Source organism: Virgisporangium aliadipatigenens (assembly GCF_016863615.1).
In the GTDB taxonomy this organism is placed as follows: domain Bacteria; phylum Actinomycetota; class Actinomycetes; order Mycobacteriales; family Micromonosporaceae; genus Virgisporangium; species Virgisporangium aliadipatigenens.
On record NZ_BOPF01000026.1, the window covers coordinates 13,406 to 31,620 of the forward strand.

At 72.6% G+C, this 18,215-nt stretch carries 16 protein-coding genes; 5 read left to right on the forward strand and 11 right to left on the reverse strand.

Annotation, left to right across the window (positions count from 1 at the left end; all coding sequences use genetic code 11):
• Window positions 1–12 precede the first annotated feature (12 nt).
• On the forward strand, window positions 13–1,218 hold the full coding sequence (locus Val02_RS30945) for a PP2C family protein-serine/threonine phosphatase (RefSeq protein ID WP_203902788.1): 1,206 nt from the start codon (window positions 13–15) through the stop codon (window positions 1,216–1,218).
• A 66-nt stretch (window positions 1,219–1,284) separates the two neighbouring features.
• Window positions 1,285–2,391: an FAD-dependent monooxygenase gene (locus tag Val02_RS30950; RefSeq protein ID WP_203902789.1), complete on the forward strand. Its 1,107-nt coding sequence runs from the start codon at window positions 1,285–1,287 to the stop codon at window positions 2,389–2,391.
• Window positions 2,392–2,416: 25 nt separating this feature from the next.
• On the opposite strand, the gene Val02_RS30955 is transcribed toward Val02_RS30950, so the two are convergent.
• The 7 genes from Val02_RS30955 to Val02_RS30985 form a co-directional block, all read right to left on the reverse strand.
• Window positions 2,417–3,328, reverse strand: coding sequence for a DUF6807 domain-containing protein (locus Val02_RS30955; protein ID WP_203902790.1), 912 nt, complete (start codon window positions 3,326–3,328; stop codon window positions 2,417–2,419).
• Entirely contained in the window at window positions 3,325–4,407 is a 1,083-nt protein-coding gene (locus Val02_RS30960) for a Gfo/Idh/MocA family protein (RefSeq protein ID WP_203902791.1), read from the reverse strand. Before Val02_RS30960 ends, Val02_RS30955 begins: the two co-directional genes overlap by 4 nt.
• A complete protein-coding gene (locus tag Val02_RS30965; protein ID WP_203902792.1) occupies window positions 4,404–6,059 on the reverse strand; it encodes an extracellular solute-binding protein in 1,656 nt (551 codons plus the stop codon). The genes Val02_RS30960 and Val02_RS30965 overlap by 4 nt, the downstream gene beginning before the upstream one ends.
• Window positions 6,060–6,076: 17 nt before the next feature.
• The gene (locus Val02_RS30970; protein ID WP_203902793.1) at window positions 6,077–6,922 is read right to left on the reverse strand and encodes a carbohydrate ABC transporter permease; all 846 of its coding nucleotides are present in this window, start codon (window positions 6,920–6,922) and stop codon (window positions 6,077–6,079) included.
• Complete coding sequence (locus tag Val02_RS30975) at window positions 6,919–7,776, reverse strand: ABC transporter permease (protein WP_239153461.1); 858 nt, start codon at window positions 7,774–7,776, stop codon at window positions 6,919–6,921. The genes Val02_RS30970 and Val02_RS30975 overlap by 4 nt, the downstream gene beginning before the upstream one ends.
• 291 nt (window positions 7,777–8,067) lie before the next feature.
• Complete coding sequence (locus Val02_RS30980; protein WP_239153462.1) at window positions 8,068–9,741, reverse strand: sulfatase-like hydrolase/transferase; 1,674 nt, start codon at window positions 9,739–9,741, stop codon at window positions 8,068–8,070.
• Window positions 9,742–9,871: 130 nt separating this feature from the next.
• A complete protein-coding gene (locus Val02_RS30985; RefSeq protein WP_203902794.1) occupies window positions 9,872–10,408 on the reverse strand; it encodes a TlpA family protein disulfide reductase in 537 nt (178 codons plus the stop codon).
• A gap of 85 nt (window positions 10,409–10,493) precedes the next feature.
• Here Val02_RS30985 and Val02_RS30990 point away from each other — a divergent pair, with 85 nt between their 5' ends.
• From Val02_RS30990 to Val02_RS31000, 3 genes are all read left to right on the forward strand, one after another.
• Window positions 10,494–13,478 (forward strand): AfsR/SARP family transcriptional regulator, encoded by a 2,985-nt coding sequence (locus Val02_RS30990; protein WP_203902795.1) that lies wholly within the window; start codon window positions 10,494–10,496, stop codon window positions 13,476–13,478.
• Between the two features lie 93 nt (window positions 13,479–13,571).
• Window positions 13,572–14,681 carry a hypothetical protein gene (locus Val02_RS30995; RefSeq protein ID WP_203902796.1) on the forward strand — a complete coding sequence of 370 codons (1,110 nt, stop codon included), beginning with the start codon at window positions 13,572–13,574 and terminating at the stop codon, window positions 14,679–14,681.
• Entirely contained in the window at window positions 14,678–15,283 is a 606-nt protein-coding gene (locus tag Val02_RS31000) for a SigE family RNA polymerase sigma factor (protein WP_203902797.1), read from the forward strand. The genes Val02_RS30995 and Val02_RS31000 overlap by 4 nt, the downstream gene beginning before the upstream one ends.
• A gap of 102 nt (window positions 15,284–15,385) precedes the next feature.
• Here the strand turns inward: Val02_RS31000 and Val02_RS31005 are convergent, their stop codons facing one another.
• The 4 genes from Val02_RS31005 to Val02_RS31020 form a co-directional block, all read right to left on the reverse strand.
• Entirely contained in the window at window positions 15,386–15,859 is a 474-nt protein-coding gene (locus Val02_RS31005; protein WP_203902798.1) for a S26 family signal peptidase, read from the reverse strand.
• Window positions 15,856–17,706, reverse strand: coding sequence for an ABC transporter ATP-binding protein (locus Val02_RS31010; protein WP_203902799.1), 1,851 nt, complete (start codon window positions 17,704–17,706; stop codon window positions 15,856–15,858). Before Val02_RS31010 ends, Val02_RS31005 begins: the two co-directional genes overlap by 4 nt.
• A gap of 79 nt (window positions 17,707–17,785) precedes the next feature.
• Window positions 17,786–17,926, reverse strand: coding sequence for a hypothetical protein (locus Val02_RS31015; protein ID WP_203902800.1), 141 nt, complete (start codon window positions 17,924–17,926; stop codon window positions 17,786–17,788).
• Between the two features lie 26 nt (window positions 17,927–17,952).
• The gene (locus tag Val02_RS31020) at window positions 17,953–18,141 is read right to left on the reverse strand and encodes a hypothetical protein (RefSeq protein WP_203902801.1); all 189 of its coding nucleotides are present in this window, start codon (window positions 18,139–18,141) and stop codon (window positions 17,953–17,955) included.
• Window positions 18,142–18,215: the final 74 nt, after the last annotated feature.

Here is an 18,215-nt window from a genome sequence, read left to right on the forward strand (position 1 = left end):
AGGGTCATTCGTATGGTTATGCCCGAGCGGACCTCCTGGCGCGCGGCGATCGTCGACCTGCTCGCCCGCAGCCGCCTGGCGCAGCCGGACCGGTACCCGATCGAGGTCAACAACGCGCTCGCCGGACTGGGCGTGCGGACCGCCATCTACCTGGTGGATCACGAGCAGCGGACCCTGCACGCCGTGCCGGAGCCGGGCCGGGCGGCCGGGCCGTCGCTGGACGTGGCCACCACGGAGGCCGGGCGGGCGTTCATGCACACCGAGGTGGTGCGGGTGCGGCCGGGCCGGCTCTGGATGCCGCTGCTCGACGGCGCCGAACGCCTCGGCGTGCTGCGGGTCGACGCCGACCGGCACGCCGTCGCCGATCCCCGCTTCGCCGAGCAGCTGGACCTGTTCGCCGCGCTGGTCGGGCACCTGCTGGTGGGCAAGCTGCCCTACGGCGACGGCCTGTCGAGCGTGCGGCGCACCCGCCCGATGTCCCCCGCGGCGGAACTGCTCTGGCACCTGCTGCCGCCGCTGACGTACGCCTGCGAACGGTTCGCCGTCGCGGCCGTGCTGGAGCCGTGCTACGAGGTCGGCGGCGACGGGTTCGACTACGCGGTCGGCGGCGACGGCACGTTCCTGACGGTGCTGGACACCACGGGACACGGGCTGCCGGCCGGGCTCGGCACCGCGGTCGCGTTGGCGGCGATGCGTTCGGCCCGCCGCGACGGCCGGCGCCTGGAGGAGCTGCCGGCGACCGTCGACGCGGCACTGCTGGAACAGTTCACCGACATGCGCTTCACCACCGGGGTACTGGCCGAACTCGACCTCGACACCGGGCTGCTGCGTTACATCAATGCCGGCCATCCGCCGCCGCTGGTGCTGCGCGGCGCGTCGGTCGTCGGCCGGCTGGACGGCGGGCGACGGCTGCCGCTGGGCCTCGACAGCCCGCCGGCCGTCCCGGCGGAAATGATGCTCGAGCCGGGTGATCGGCTGCTGTGCTTCACCGACGGCGTCACCGAGGCGCGCGACCGCACCGGCGCGCACTTCGGTGAGGAGCGCCTCGCCGAGCTGGCCGAACGCCACGCGGCCGAGGGGCTGCCCGCGCCGGAGACGCTGCGGCGGCTGTCCCACGCGGTGCTCGATCACCTCGACGGGCCGCCGACCGACGACGCCACGATGCTTCTGGTGGAGTGGTCGAAAGGCGCGGCGAGGCGCATCCTGCCGCAGGGCTAGTGGGACGGATACAAGACAGGTCGGTCCTTTGTGGACGGATCGGTCCCGTGACTACGGTGGGGCACCATGAGGATCCTCGTCGTGGGCGCCGGCATCGCCGGCCTGGCACTGGTGCGGGCGTTGACGAAGCACGGCATCGACGCCGTGGCGTTCGACAAGCGCCCGGGCACCACCACCGAGGGCCTCGGCATCAACCTGCCCGGCAACGCGATCCGCGCCCTCGACGAGGTCGGCGTCGGCGTCCCGCTGCGGCAGCTCGGCCCGCCGGTCGACCGCCGCGAGTACCGCACCCCGCGCGGCCGGCTGCTGTTCACGGTGGACGAGCGGGAGTTCTGGGGCGAGCCGCTCGTCCCGCGTTGCGTGCTCCGCCCCGACCTGGCCGCCGCCCTCGCCGACGGCCTTCCCGTCGACAGCATCCGGTGGAACGCCTCCGTCAGCGCGGTGCGCGCCACCCACGCCGGTGCCGAGGTGGAGCTGGCGGACGGCACGATCGAGCGCGGGGACCTGGTGGTCGGCGCCGACGGTGTGCGTTCGACGGTGCGCGAGAGCGTGTTCCCGGGAGCCGCTCGCACGGTGTCGCCGGTGTCGGCCACGAGCCTGCGGTTCGTGGGGCGCGATCCGGGTGGGATAGACGCGTGGACGCTCTGGTCCGACGCGAAGGGCGCGATGCTGCTTATCCCGATGAGCGGAGGGCGGCTGTACGGCTATGCGTCGGCGACCCAGGGCGACACGATCGGCACGGACCGGACCTGGATCGAGGCGACGTTCGCGAAGTATCCCGAGCCGGTCCGCACCGTGGTGGCGACTCTCGGCGACGTGTACCACTCGCCGGTCGAGGAGGTGCGCATCCCGCGCTGGCACGCGGGGCGGGCGGTGCTCATCGGGGACGCGGCACACGCCATCGCGCCGTTTTGGGCGCAGGGCGGGGCGCTGGCCGTCGAGGACGCGCTGGTGCTCGCCGACGTTCTCGCGGGCGGGCTCGACGCGTCGAAGGCCGGTGCGGCGTTCGAGGAGCGGCGGCGTGCGCGGGTCGAGCATGTGCGGGCCGCGACGGACCGGCTGGCGCGCACCGCCGCGATGCCGACGTGGCTGCGCGATCTGGCGCTGCCGTTCGCGGGGCCGAAGGCGTACCGGGAGGCCTACGGGCCGCTGCGTGGGTCGGTCCTGGCGTAGGCGGCGGCCCCGCCGGAGAGGTCGCTCAGGCCGGCGGTTCGCGCTTCGCGAGCTGTTCGCAGGCCGCCGCGTCGAGCGCGCCGTCGGCGACCCACACGTCGTGCGCGAACTCCAGCGTGCCGCCCGCCGGCAGGGTGTGCACCGCGGAGAAGAACGGCGCCGGGCAGACCACGGCGAACACCTCGCTGCGCACGAACCACTCCACGGGCCCGGGCCGGTTGACGAAGAGCAGCGTGCTGTGGGTCCCGTCGCCGTCGTGCCGCCCGGTGAACGCCATCCACGGCGCGACGGTGCCGTTGAGGTCGTCCGCGCCGGCCCGGTCGGGAGTGAGTACGCCGCCCCCGCTGAACGAGCGCGGCCCGCGCCAGAACAGCCCGCTGTAGCCCGCGTCGGGCCGCCCCTCCGTGGTCGGACTGCCGAACGGGATCGGCACCCCGCTGACGTTGTCCACCGTGGACGTGAACCCGAGCCGCCACGCGCCGGAGTCCGGGTCCGCGTCGAACGTGATGCGCCGCCGTTCGGTCAGCACACTCGCGCCCGCCTCGGTGACCCAGCGCAGGCGCTGCGCGATCGTCACCACCCCGTCGGCGACGCCCACCTCGTCGAACGCCTCGTGCGCCTGCGTGCCGTTGTTGGGCAGCTGCGCGTACCCGCCCTCGGCGCGCAGGTACGTGGGGCCGCCCCAGAAGTTCTCCGTGCCGACGTTGCTGAGCGCCAGCGAGATGCCCTTGTGCCACACGTGGTCGTGCGGCCGGTACAGGCTCACCGGCCGGCCGTCGAGCGTCCACAGCGGATGGACGTACGGCCGGGGCGACTCCAGCTGCGCTTCCCACGGCACGTACACGTAGCGTGCCAGGGGACGGCCGTGCCAGGTGACCCGCACGGAGCGTCCGTGCTCGTGGACGACGCCCAACCCGGCCGGTATCGGTTCGGTCATGTCTCCTCCGTCCACGGTGGACCGTCGCCACGCATGTTTTCGTAGTGGGGTGATCCCGGGCCGACGTCGTCGGGTCCGACCGGCCGGCCGCCGAACGCCGACGCGTACACGCCGGCGACGAGCGTCATCGTGCGGCGCGCCTCGGCGGTGTCCACCGGCGGCACGGAACCCTCCCGCACCGCGTCGGCGACGAGGGCGAACTGCGCCGCGTGGCCGCTGTTGCGCCCGTGCTCGCCCGCCTTCCAGGCCGCGGTGACGGACTCCTCGTGGCCGGGTGCCGGCGTGACGCGCCAGTCGTCGTCGCCGTAGCCGTACAGGTGGGTCAGCTCGACCGTGGCGTACTCGAAGTCGAAGCGCAGGTAGCTCTCCTCGCGGGGGGACAGCAGGCTGTTGACCACGCTGGCGACGGCGCCGTTCGCGAACGACACGTGCGCCACCGACAGGTCCTCCGTGGCCGTGCGGCGGGCCTGCCGCCGGGCCAGCGCCGACACCCGCGTCCACTCGCCGAGAACGGCCGACAGCAGGTCCATCTGGTGGATGCCGTGTCCCATCGTCGGCCCACCGCCCTCGGTCTCCCAGCGCCCGCGCCACGGCGGGTCGAAGTACGCGTCGGGCCGGTACCAGAGGGTGTCGCAGCGCGCGACGAGCGGCCGGCCGAGCACGCCCGCGTCGAGCAGCGCCCTGATCCGGCGTGCGCCGGAGCCGAACCGATGCTGAAAAACCGTTGCCACGTAGGGCCCCCCGGCCGGCTGCGCGTCGGCCAGCGCGTCGAAGTCCCGCAGCGACAGCGTGGGCGGCTTCTCCACCACCACGTGCGCCCCGGCGTTCAGCGCGGCGCGGGCCGGTGCCAGGTGCGCGCCGGGCGGCGTGCACACGTGCACCACGTCCGGCCGGGTGTGGGTGAGCGCCCGTTCGACGTCGGTGTCCGCGAACGGGATCCCGTGCGCCGCGCAGAACGAGGTGGCGAGGCCGGCGTCGAGGTCGACCCCGGCCACGATCCGCACCGGCGCGTCCAGCGAGCGCAACGCCTCGACGTGGAACCGGGCGATGTTCCCCGTGCCGACGATGGCCACCCTCACTTGATCCCCAGCTTCTCGAACTGTGCGGTGAAGTCCTTGCGCACCTGCTCGCCTCCCTGCGCCTTCCACTGGGCGCGCATCTCGTCCACATAGGACAGTGGCTGCCGTCCGGCGATGATGTCGTTCTGGCCGTTGCTGACGATGCCGCCGAGCACGGGCTGCTTGCGCGACCACTCGTCGGAGAAGAGCCCGCCCGCCACCACCGGATTGGGCACCGAGTCCGGGACGATGGCCTTCTGGTAGTCGTAGGAGAGCTTCGTGGCCTCCGGCCGGCCCGGGATGTAGATGACGTCGGGCGCGTCCACGATGTAGCGGATGCCGAGCGCGGTCTGCGCGACGCCGGCCTGGTTGGGCACGGGGCCGCCGTTCTGCATCGTGTAGTGCGTGCCGGGCTGGCCGTAGCGGCGGAACAGGTACTCCTCGGTGCCGAACGGCGCGGCCAGGTAGTCGCAGAGCTTCAGCAGGTCCCGGATCCGGCCGTCGTCCGCCTTCTTGAACACCGTGAAGTTGTTTGTGGAACCGGCGTTGGACTGCCACACCTTCGCCAGCCCGCCGCCGTCGTAGGTCGGGATGCGCATCGGGCTGATGGCGAACGCCGCCCCGGCGATGTTCTCGTTGTAGAACTGCGGCCACGCGGTGTACCGGTCGGCGATGAGCAGCGCCTCGCCGGCCCCGAACCAGCGCTTCACCGGCGCGTTGCTGGCGAAGCTGTCCGGGTGCACCAGCCCCTCCTTGAACATCGCCGCGGCATCGGAAACGGCCTTCTTGAACTCCTCCGTCTCCACCTGGTGCACGAGCTTGCCGTCGGCCCAGCGCCAGTCGTTGGCGCCGCCGAGCATCTGCTGGATGATGAAGACCAGCATGCCCGCGTTGACGCACGCCCAGCGGTTCGCCTTCGCGTCGGTCACCTTCCGGCACATCTCGCGGAACTCGGTGAAGCTCTTCGGATCGGGGTCGACGCCCAGCCCGCCGATGACGTCGTCGCGGCGGAACACCAGGGTGCCGGCGACGCCGCGGGGGACCGGCACGCCGTAGACGCCGCCGTTGTAGACGCACTGGCGCCACGCCGCCGTCGGGATGGCCGCCAGGTTGGGATACTCCTTGACGCTGTCGCCACCGACGAACTTCGTCAGGTCGGTGCACTTCGTCGCCATCCACTGCGGCAGGTTGCCGATGCCGGCCGGCACGCCGTTCGGCAGGAAAAGGGCGGGGACGATCAGATCGGGGAGGTCGTCGCCGGCGATCAGGGTGGAGAACTTGGTCGCCATCTCGCCGCTCGGCGTGATGGTGAGCTGGAGGTCGACGCCGAGCCGCCGGTCCAGCTCCTGCCAGAACGGGTTGTTGCCCTTCGGCGGCGGCACCGGCGACCCGGTGAGCACGAACGCCGACACCGTGCCGCCCTTGCCCGGCGCGGCGGTGAACTGCTTCACCGGCGGTTCCGGATAGGTGAGGAACGCGTCAAGCACGCCCTCGGGCGTACCCGGCAGGTCGGGTTTGACCACAGTGGACGGTGTGTACTTCGGCAGGTTGACGCCCTGGTTCGCCTCGGCGGTGTTCTTGTTCGCATCGCCGCTTCCGCAGGCGGTCAACAGTCCGGCGGCGGCGGCGCCGGCGAGCAGGGTGCGTCGGGTGACGGTGGGGGGTGGGTTCATGCTTGTTCTCCTGGGGGTTAGCCCTTCACGGCGCCGACCAGCACGCCCTTCGTGAAATGGCGTTGAACGAACGGGTAGATGAGCAGGATCGGCACGATCGACACGACGAGGATCGCCATCTGCAGCGCCTCCTGGGGCGGCAGGTTGGCGGTGCCGACCTGGTCGACACCGAGCTGCGTCTGGTTGACCACGTAGGTGCGCAGCACCAACTGGACCGGCCACTTCGCGGAGTCGTTGAGGTAGAGCAGGGCGCTGAAGAAGGCGTTCCAGTAGCCGACCGCGTAGAAGAGGCCGATGACCGACAGGACGGCCTTCGACAGCGGGAGCACGATCCGCACGAACGTCTGGCCGTCGCTCGCCCCGTCGATCCGCGCGCTCTCCAGCAGTTCACTCGGAAGTTCCATGAAGAACGCTCTGAGAATGACGACGTTGAACGCGTTGACCACGGCCGGGAGGATCACGGCCCAGTACGTGTCGAGCAGGCCCAGCTCCGACACCGTGAGATAGCCCGGGATGATCCCGGGAGTGAAGAGCAGGGCGGCGACGACGAGCATCAGCACCGGCCGGTGCCCGAACGACCCGGGACGGCTCAACCCGTAGGCGAGCAGGGTCGTGGCGACGAGGCTGAGCGCGGTGCCGACGAGCGTGATGAAGACGCTGACGCCGACCGCCCGCGGGACGACCCCGCCGGTCAGCAGCGCCCGGTACGCCGCGAACGTGATCTCCCGTGGGATCAGCACGAAGCCGCCGTTTCGCACGATGTCCTCGCGCGTGGAGACGCTCGTGGCGACGATGCCGAGGAACGGCACGACGACCAGCGCGCAGCAGAGCGTCAGCAGTGCGCCCTTCAGGGCCTTCGTCATCGCGGATCCTTCTGGTAGAGCCCCGGCTCGCCGAAGAGGTGCGCCACCTTGTTGGCGCCCAACACGAGCACCACGCCGATGAGTCCCTTCACGAGCCCGATCGCCGCGCCGACGCCCCAGTCGCCGGCGACCACGCCGTTGTTGTAGACGTACGTGTCGAGCACCTCGCTCGTCCCGAGGCCGACCGCCTGCTGCTGCAACAGGATCTGCTCGAACCCGACCGTGAGCGCGTCGCCGAGCCGCAGGATGAGCAGCAGCACGATGACGCTGCGCAGGCCGGGGAGGGTGATGTGCCAGAGCTGGCGGGCCTTTCCGGCACCGTCCACACTGGACGCCTCGTACAGGTGCGGGTCGATGCGCGACAGCGCGGCGAGGAACAGGATCATCGCCCAGCCGGCCTCTTTCCACAGCACCTGGCCGGTGACGAGTTCCTTGAAGACGGCGGCGTTGCCGACGATGTCGATGGTGCCGAGGTCGTGCCGGCGCAGGAAGCTGTTGAGCGGGCCGCTGCCGCCGAGGAGTTCGTTGAAGATCGCGATCACGATCACCCAGGAGAGGAAGTGCGGCAGGTACAGCACGGTCTGCACGACGCGCTTGAGGCGTTCGGAAATGAGGCTGTCGAGCAGGAGCGCGAGCGCGATCGGGACGGTGAACACGACCAGGATCTGCAGCAGCATGATCACGACGGTGTTCTGCAACGCGTTCAGGAAATACGGGTCGCCCTCGACCAGGACCCGGAAATTGGTGAGCCCTGACCAGGGGCTGTCGACCAGTCCGAGATACGGCTGGAAGTCCTTGAACGCGATGACGTTGCCGAGCAGCGGCAGATAATGGAACGTCAGCAGGAGCAACAATCCGGGCAGTATTGCGAAGATCAAAAAGCGATCACGTGCGATTTTGCGCGGACCCCGCCGTTTGTCGAAACTTTCGGGGTAAGCCCTTTCCCCGGGTGAAGGTGCCTCCCCCACCACAACCGGAGGAGGGCTGTTTACCTGCGTCAATCCCGCCTCCACGTACGAAAGTTTCGGAATCGAGTTCAGTGTGTTTCGAACCGTTTCCACAACGTACGAGCGACAGCTATCGCCGTCAATGAGTGGATCGATGTTTTCTCCGCCGGGGCAGCCCGACGGGGCCCGCGCCGCGGCCTACGCGAACGCGGTCAGGAACCGGTCCCGGAAGTCCGCCATCGGCCACACCGGCGCGTCCGGCGCGGGCCTGAGCCCGTCCCGCCAACCCCAGCCGGCGACCCGCGAAAGGACCGCCGGGTCGCGGGCGAGCACCGTCACCGGCACGTCCCGGCTGGCGTCGGCGGCCACCACCGGCGACGCGGGCTGGTGGTCGCCGAGGAAGACGACGACCGTGTCCGCGTCGCCGTAACGCTCCACATAGGACAGTAGGCTCGTCAGCGAGTACTCGATCGAACGGCGGTACTCCGTGCGGATCCGGTCGGCGTCGCGCCACACCTCGTCCGGCGTCGCGCCGGCGGCCGCGATGGGCCCGAAGACCGAGCCGTCGCCCAACTCGTCCCAGCCCACCATCCGCGGCACCGGCGCCCACGGCGTGTGGCTGGACACCAGGTCGACCTCGGCCATGAACGGTCGACCGCCGGCCGTCCGCCGCCGCAACGCCTCCAGCGTGAACTGGTCCGGCATCGCCGCGTAGCCGAACCGCGGGCCCCGATAGCCGAGATTGCGCGAGTCGTACACGTCGCCGAAGCCGAAGTAGGACGCCTCCGGCCAGGCGCGCACGCTCGCCGGGGTCACCGCCACGGTGCGCCACTCCGCGCTGCGGAACGCCTGTGCCAGCGTGAGGCGTTCGCTCGACACCAGGGTTCGGAAGCGCTGCTGGTTGTCGACCCGGAGGCCGGACTGGAGCGTCGCGTGCGCCATCCAGCTCCCGCCGCCGTACACCGGCGACGTCAGGAACGCGCTGCGCGAGGCGAATCCCTTCGCCCGTAACCGGCCGTCCGCGTCGGCCAGCACCGCGCCGACCTGCGTGGCGTACAGCGGGTTCTGCACCGCGTCCCGCCCGTAGCTCTCCACGAAGGCGACGATCACGTTCTTGCCGCGCAGCCCGGTGAGAAGTTTGTCGGACGGCACATTCCTGAACGGGTCCTGTCGCGCCTGCGCCGCGAACGCCCGTTCGTCGGCCAGGCTCTTGCGCATCGCGACCATTCGGTAGTACGTGAGCCCCGCGACGGTCCGCGACGCGAACGGCGCACCCGGCACCAGCTGCACGCTCATGGCCGCGCACACCACCCAGACCACGGCGAGGACGATCGTGCCCCGCGTGGTGGCGTCCCGGTGACGCACCCCGAGCCGGCTCAGCCGCAGCACCGCCAGCATCGTCAGCAGCGGCACGCCGATCGCCGCCGAGACGGCCAGCGTCGCCAGCCCGTAGGCGCCCGCACGCCCGAACGTCTCCTTCAGCGTCTCCACCGCCACCGGGAGCAGGCTCCAGTCCAGCACCGGGTCGAACGAGCGCGCCACCAGCGCGATGAACGCCATGTCCACGATCTTCAACACGCCCACGATCCCCAGGGCGAGGCCGATCACCGCGGCCACGGGCCGGCGCGCCCGCGCGGGCACCCCGAGCAGCAGCGCCGCCGCGAGCACCCCCTCCACCGGGATCCGCACGAACTCGCCCGGCGTCAGCCGCTCGATCCGGTTGGGCGCCGTCAGAATCGCCATCACCAGCAGGAACGCCCCCGCGGTCAGCAGGTCCGAGGCGATCCGCCGCCATCTCGGCCGGCTCCGCCGAACGGGTGGCTCCGCGGCGGGCGGGGCGCTGTCGGGCCGCGGCCGCGTAATGAGCGCCACCCGCCGTCACCTCCCCGTCGCGACCCGTCCCCGGAACCTCCGTCGCCAGGAGGTACGGCTGCGGGCCGCGACCGGTTCGCGCCGGTGGGCCGCGACACCGAGCGGGTCGGGAACGCTACTCAGCGGCTCCTCACCCGCGCGCGGGCGTTGCGCGGGGCAGCGTCGGCCCGCCCGAAAGCACCATCCCGTCGCCGTCCACCAGGGCGAACGCCGGATACGCGGTGACCGCGAACGCCCGCGCCAGCGGCCCGTCCTCGTCCGTCTCGCACACGACCGTGCCGGCCACCTCGGACAGCCGGCGGCACATGTCCTCCGCGGCCGCGCCGCTGCCGACGACGACGGCGAGCACCCGCCCGGCGCCGCGCACCTCGTCGACGAACTCCGGCAGCCGCTTCTCGCACGCCGGGCAGGTCGTGGAGAAGAAGCCGACGACCGTGGTGCCGCCGGCGAGGTCGGCGCGGCTCACGGCGCGACCGTCCACTGTGGTCGCCGCGTACTCGCCGACCGTCCCACCCGTGGTGACGATGCCCGGCCCGAGCGGATCGGCGGGCACCCGCGACAGCAGTTCGGTGTGCTCGCGCAGCCGCCTGATCACGCCGAGCGTCAGGAACAGATCGAACGCGACCAGTGCGGTGAGCAGGACGACAGCGGCAACGAGGAACGGCATCCGCCGACCGTACGCGGGCACCTGTACAGCGGCGATACATCGAATATGCTTCGCACTCGTCGGACGTCGTTACGGGGGTGACGCGATGACGTGGACCTATCGGGTGCTGGGCCCGATGCAGGTGTGCCGGGACGGCGCGCCGGTGCCCGTTCCGGCCGCCAAGCGGCGCATCCTGCTGTCCTACCTGCTGATGAAGGCCAACGAACCGGTCATCATCGACGACCTCGTCGAGGAGATCTGGGCCGGTTCGCCACCCGCGTCGGCGACCGCCAATGTGCGCACGTACGTCGCCGGGCTGCGGCGTTCGCTCAGTGACGGGGCCGGCGCCTCGCCGATCCTGGCCCGGCCGGGCGGCTACGAGCTGCGCGTGGCCTCGTCCCAGCTCGACGTCAGCGAGGTGCGCGAACGGGTGCTGCGGGCCCGGGCGGTGGCCGGCAGCGTGCCGTTCGACGCGGCGCGGCTGTACGAGCTGGCGCTGGAGGCGTGGCGCGGGGAGAGCCTCGCCGACGTGGCCGTGGGGCCGGCGCTCGCGGAGTACGCGGCCCGCCTGGAGGAGGAGCGGCGGGTCATCGTCGAGGACCTGGTGGAGCTGAAGCTGGCGCTCGGCCGGGTCACCGAGATCGTGCCGTTGCTGCGCCGGTTCGTCACGGACAACCCGTTGCGGGAACGCGCGCAGGGTCAGCTCATGCTCGCGCTCTACCGGTGCGGCGACGCGTCGGCGTCGCTGGAGGTGTTCGCGCGGGCCCGGGCGGCGCTGGTCGACCAGTTGGGCCTGGAGCCAGGGCCGGATCTGGTGCTGCTGCACCGCGCGATCCTGGAACGGGACCCGGCCCTGGATCCGGCCGCGCCGGCCGTCACACTGTCCACATCGGACAGACCGGTGCCGTTTCTCACGCCGCCGGACGTCGCCGACTTCACCGGCCGCGCGGAGACGGTGGCGCGCTGCGTGGCGCTGCTGGAGCAGGGCCACGCGACGCTTCGCGTGCTCGCCGTGTCCGGGCCGCCCGGCGTGGGAAAGTCCGCGCTGGCCGTGCATGTCGCGCACCGGCTGCGGGCGCGGTTCCCCGACGGGCAGCTCTACGCCGACCTCGGCGGCGACCGCAGCGTCCCGGCGCGCCCCGGCGACGTGCTCGGCCTGTTTCTGCGCGCGCTCGGCGTGCCGCCGGCGCGGCTGCCGGAGGACCCCGACGAGCGCCTCGGCCTCCTGCGCACCGAACTCGCCGAGCGCCGCGTGCTCGTGGTGCTCGACAACGCCGCCGACGCCGCGCAGGTGCGCGCGCTGCTGCCGAGCGCGGGCGGCTGCGCGGTTCTGGTGACCGGGCGGGCGCGCCTCGCGGGGTTGGCCGGCGCGGCGTTCGTGGACCTGGACACGTTCACGCCGGCGGAGGCGGGCGCGCTATTCGCCGCGGTCGTGTCGCCGGCACGCGCCGGGGACACCGCCGCCGTCGCCGAGATCGTGCGGCTGTGCGGCTTTCTCCCGCTCGCCGTGCGCATCGCCGCCGCCCGCGCGGCCGGCGAGTCCCGGTACCCGTTGGCGGCGCTCGCCGGGCGGCTGCGGGACGAGCGCCGCCGCCTCGCCGAGCTGACCGTCGGCGACCTCGACGTGCGGGCCAGCCTCGCGACCGCCGACGCGTCGCTGCCGCCGGAGGCCCGCCGCCTGTTGCGGATCCTGGCCGCGCTCGACCTTCCCGACGTCACCGAGGAGGCCGTCCCCGACGGCGCCGTCCGTCAGCTGGTCGCCGCGCGCCTTCTGGAGGACCAGGGTCCGGACGCCACCGGCCGCGCCCGTTACCGCTTCCATGACCTGGTCCGGCTTTTCGCGGTCGAACGGGCTGAGTGCGAACTACCCGCCGCCGAGCGACGCGCCGCCTTGCGAGAGGTGTGCGCCCGCCTGCTCGCGCGGGCCACCGACGCCGACGCCCGCCTGGAACGCCGCACCGTCGCACCGATCCCTTACACCGCAACGGTTCCCACGGGGGACGACGACCCGGTGCGCTGGTTCGAGGCCGAACGGCACGTGCTCGTCGCCGCCGTCCACCGGGCCGCGCGGGCCGGACTCGCCGATGCGGCGTGGCGGCTCGCGGCGGCGCTGCACGCGTTCTGCGAGCTGTACGGCTACTACGCGGACGCGGTCGACACGCATCGGGCCGCGCTGGCGGCGTGCCGGGCGGCGGGTGTGCGGTTGGGCGTCGCGGTGCTGCTGCGCAACCTCGCCGACCTGCACGTGTCGGGGCGCGGGTTCACCCTCGACGACAAGCTGGCGTGGGCGTCCGAGGCCCGCGACCTGCTGGTCGAACTGCGCGAGCCGGCCGGTGCCGCCGACGCCTGGCTCAGCTGCGCCGACGTGCACCGCGCCCGCGGCGAGTACGAGGAGGCGTTGCGCTGCCTCGCGGCGAGCCTCGACGCGGCCCGGCAGGTGGGGTACCGGCTGGGGGAGCTGCACGTGCACCAGATGACCGGGATGGTGCACCGGGCGCGCGGGCGAACGGATCTGGCCGGCGAGTGCGCGGAGGCGGCGCTGGCCGTCGCCAGGGAGGTGGGCAGCCCCCGGGACGAGAGCGTCGCGCTGGGGATGCTCGGCCTGCTCGCGGCGTCCGGCGGCGACCACGCGACCGCGGCGGAACGCTTCGCCCGCGGGCACGCCGTGGCGACGGCCTCCGGCGACCCGTTGCAGGAGGCGTTCATGCTGGCGCATCTGGGATCCGCCTACGCGACGCTGGGCCGCCGGGACGCCGCCTCCGTCCTCGGTCGCGCGTTGGTGCGCAGCCGCGAACAGGGGTCCGCGTTCGGCGAGGCGTTGGCGCTGCTGGGACTCGGCGAACTGGCCGTCGCGCAGGACCGGCCCGACGAGGCGGTCGAGCACCTCGACGCGGCGGGTGTGCTGTGGCGCCGGTGCGGAACGCCGTTCCCGGAGGCGCGCACGTTGCGGGTGTTGGGTTCGGCGCACGCGGCGCGGGGTGACGTCGCGGGCGCGCGCGACGCGTGGACCGCCGCGCGGGACCTGTTCCACCGCCTGGGGAACGACGACGCGGCCCACGACCTCGACCAACTCCTGAAAGCGGAGGCCTGACCCCACCTTCATTCGTTCCGCGAGGCATGGAACCACCTCCGTCGGTCACTGCCTTAGTAGGGCAGCAGATTCGGTGGGCGATGGGAGCGTGTGATGACGCAGCGCATCAGAGAGTTGCTCGACAGCGCGGTGGAGCATGTGGAGCCGCAGGTGAAGGACCCGGTACCGGCAGTAGTACAACGCGCCCGCAGCCAGCGGCTGCGGGCCGTGGCGGCCGGGGCGGTGGCGTGCGCCACCCTGCTCGCAGGGGGCGTTGCCGTGGCTTCCATGTCGGCGCGGGACGCTGCGCCGGAGACGGCGAGCCCGGTCGGCGGCCGGCCCCCGACACCTCGGCTGGTCGACGGCAAGATCGTGGCCGGTGGGGTGGTCATACCCGTGCCGGCGGGCTGGCGGGTGGTCACGCCCGACTCACCGGAGTGGCGGCGGATCGAGCCCGACACGCCCAACTGCGAGACCTTGGAAAACACCGTGGTCATCGCCGGTCCCGACGACCACGGCTGCCCGCTCGCCCGGATCGAGATCCGGGGTCGACGCACCCCCTTCCCGATGGGACAAGGTGAGCTCGGAACCGGTGGGAAAGCCCTGTACCTCATGGCGCCGCGGATGCTGACGCTGGCGGGTGGGGAACCGGCCTGGCTGGCCACGGGCACGACCGACGATGTCCACAACGGCGAGAGGCCACCCGGCTACGGCTACCACAACACCCTCGTGATCCCCTGGGCGCAGGTCTCCATCGACCTGCGGTTCGACGGCGCGGCGCAGCGGCGGTTCATCGACACCGTGCGGACCACGCCCGAACACGACGGCCGGCTCGTGCTGCCGAAGAGCGTCGCGGTCGCAACCCTGGACCCACCGGCCCCCGACCCGCGAACGGTCCCGGATACGCACCGAAAGACCACGGACCCGAACACCATTGCCGCCGTGCTGCGGCTGCTGGGCAGCCAGGACGCCGTTGCGGACAACCGGCGCGCCTGCGCCACCGAGGAGCAGCCGACCGCCCGTCTCACCCTGGACACCGTTGACGCACCGCCGCCGGCGACACCCGGCGTGCTGCCGCCCTCCGATCCGGCGGGTGGCCTTACATCGGTCATCATCTCCTTTGACGACGACTGCCGGGAGGCCGTTTCGTCGGACGGCGGCCGGGTGCGGCTCAGCGCTGAGGCGCTGGTCGAGCTGCAGCGGCTGTTCGGGATCCGCCCGTGACGAGCGAGGACCGCAAGGGCGCCTTCGCCGAATTCGTCGGCGCGCGGTACCCCGCGCTGGTGCGGTACGGCGCGCTGCTCACCGCCGACCGTGGGTACGGCGAGGACCTGGCCCAGGACGCGCTGGTCAAGACGTACCGGGCGTGGGGGCGGTTGCATCCGCACGGTGACCCGGAGGCGTACACCCGGCGGGTGATGGCCCGTGCGGCCTGGCGGGCCGGCCGGCGCTTCTGGTGGCGGGAACTGCCCGCCGCGGTGCTGCCCGAGCCCCGGCCGGCCGACCCGTACGACGGCCTGGACACCGCGCACCTGGTCCTCGCCGCGCTGCGCCGGCTACCGCCACGACAGCGGATCGTACTGCTGCTGCGGTATTGGGCCGGCCTGTCCGAACGCGAGATCGCCGAGGAACTCGGCTGCTCGGCCGGCACCGTCAAGAGCCGCGCCAGCCGCGCCATCGCCGCACTCGGCACCGACGGGCCGCTCGCCCAGACCTTCGGCGCAGGTGCGACCGGCACCGACCGCCCGGCCGGGACCGCGGAGAGAGGCCCGGCTCATGGCCGGCCGCTGACCGCCGCACGCTCCACCGAGCAGCTTCGGCAGTAGCCACAGGGGACGGTGGGAGGTGCGGGTGGCCGGCTACGGGCTACCCGCATTCCTCCCACCCCCTCGTCCGGACCCGCGGAGACGGCCGCGCCGCAACATCTGTCACCGGCGGCCGTGAGCGCGGGTCAGCGTGCGCACCGCGACGCCGAGCACACTCTCCAACGGCAGATAGCCGAGCTGCTTGGAGTCGTAGCTGCGCGCCCCGCCGTCGCCGAGCACGACCACGCTGCCCGTGGGCACCCGCTCCCCGGCGGCCGTCGCGAGCGCGGGCACGTGACGCGGCACCGGATCCCCGGGCAGGGCGGCGACGCGTTTGATGAGCCACCGCTCCCCGGCGCCGGACCCCGGCTCGGGCTTCCGAGGGGAGGGCTCGGCGAGGACGACCACGTCGCCGGTGCGCAGCCGGCGGGGCGGCACGCGGCGCACGAGCACGCGGTCGCCGTCGTCATAGGTGGGCCGCATCGAGCCGCCGGTTATGTCGACGCTGACGTACCGGCGGCGCACCAACGCCACTGCACCGAGCGCCACCGCTCCCAGGGGCGTCAGGAGCGCGGCGAGGACGAGGGCGGGCGTCACGGCATGACGGGATCGCGGTAGCCGGCCGACTGCAGCTCGAACAGTTCCGCGTACAGGCCGCCGGCGGCGACGAGCGCGTCGTGCGTGCCGGACTCCGCGACGACACCCTCGGAGAGGACGGCGATGGTGTCGGCGTCGCGGATGGCGTTCAGGCGGTGCGAGATGAGCACGCTGGTGCGCCCGGCCCGGTGGCGGCGCAGTCCACTGTGGACCTCGTGCTCGGCGGCGGCGTCGAGGCCGGCGCTCGGTTCGTCGAGGATCAGCAGCGAACGCTCGTCGCGCATGTACGCCCGGGCCAACGCGACCCGCTGCCACTGGCCGCCGGAGAGCACCACCCCGGTCTCCGGGTCGTCGCGGTCGGCCGTGCTGAGGAAGATGCGGCTCAGCATCGTGTCGTAGCCGTCGGGGAGGCGTTCGAGCACACCGTCGACGCCGGCCCGGGCGGCGGCCGCCTCGACCGGGCCCCGCGCGGCGGCCGGATCGTCGAGGAGCCGCGCGTCGCCGACGGCGATGTTCTCGGCGGCGGTCAGCTCGTAGGACATGAAGTCCTGGAACACCACGCCGATCCGCTCCCGCAGCTGCCCGAGGTCGAACTCCCGCACGTCGACGCCGTCCCACAGCACCGCCCCGCGCTCGGGGTCGTAGAACCGGCACAGCAGCTTCACCAGGGTGCTCTTGCCGGCGCCGTTGAGACCCACCAGCGCCGTGGCCCGGCCGGCCTCGACGCTCAGCGTGACGCCGCGCAGCACCCAGGGCAGTTCGGGCGCGTAGCGGAACCACACGTCGCGCAGCTCCACCCGGTCGCGCAGCGGCGGCACGGGCCGGTTGCCCTGCGGCAGGTCCGCTCCGGCGCGCACCACGTGCTCGTAGTGGTCGAAGACCAGCAGGGTCTGCTGCCCGGTGCCGATCGCGTGGACCGCCGTGCTGAGCGCCCCCTGCACCCCGGCGACGGCCGCCACGAGAACGGCCACGTCGCCGATGCTGAGCCGCCCCGCGCGCGCCGCGAACACCGCCCAGACGAGCCCGCCGCCGGCCGTCAGCGCGCCGAGCACGGCCAGTGCCGCCTGCACCCGCAGTTCACGCACGTCGGTGCGCCTGTTCTCGCGGTCGATGGCGTGCATCTCGGCGCGCATCCGCAGCCCGAGGAACCCGCTCAACCCGAACATGCGCACCTCCTTCGCGGCCGTCACGCTGGTCAGCAGCTGCGCGTAGAACAGCTCGCGGCGGGTGGAGTGGCTCAGTTCCCAGAACATGCGCGCGCGGACGCGGCCGATCGCCAGTTCCGCGTGCAGGGTCGGCACGGCCGCGACGGCCACCACGGCGAGCAACCACGGATTGAGCACGGCGAGCGTGCCGAGGAACCCGGTGACGGTCAGCGCGGCCTGGCTTAGGGAGAGCCCGCTGGTGACGACGTCGGCGGGCGCGTGCGTGGCGTTTCCGGCCACCTGGAGCCGGTCGTGGAACGCCGGATCCTCGAACCGCGCTAGCCCGCCGAGCCGGCCCACGGCGGCGAACATCCGCTGCTTCGCGGCGAGCGTCACGCGCCGGCTCAACTGCCGGTCGACGAACCCGCCCAGCTGCGGCGTGACGGCGGTCAGCACACCGGCCGCGGCGAGCGCGCAGACCGGTGCGACCAGCGCCGCGGACGGCCGGTCCGGGTCGGCGACGATGTCGAGCACGGTCTTGGTGAGCCACGCGGTCGCGACCGGCAGCGCGCCGCCCGTGACGGTGGTCGCGAGACGCGCGGCGAGCAGCGGCGCGGCCGCCCGACGGGCGTAGCCGAGCGCGATGGCCGCGTGGCGCGCCGCGTCCCGCGCGCCGAGCCGGTCCCGTGGCGTGTCATCCATGCGCGTCATTGAACTCCATCGGTGCCGTGGGGCGGCCCGACGACCGCCCCACGGTTGCGCGGAAGAACGGAAGAACGGGTCAGCAGCCGCCGACGATGTGCGACGAGCAACGGTCGTCGCAGCTCGCGAGAACGTGGCGGCGGTAATGGAAGAGCAGCCCGCCGACGCACTTGCCGAACTCGTTCGTGTGCGACAGGCAGGCGCCCCGGACCGCGGTCACCCCCCGGCCCGGGACGCCCGGGTGGGTCAGGGGCAGCGGCCGATGCTGACCCGCGTGCAGCGCTCGTCGCAGCTGGCCAGGATGTGACAGGTGTACCGGTAGAGGACGATGTTGATACAGCGGACGAACGTGTAGGTCGACGGCTGGCAGGCCGCCCGCGCGGTCTTCTTCGGCACGACCATGCCCAGAAGGCGGTCGGCGATCGTGTTCATCATGCCGGGGACCGTAGAAGAGCGCACATACAGCGCCGATACACCGCGCTCGTCGGCGCTCCGAATTACCTATTAAA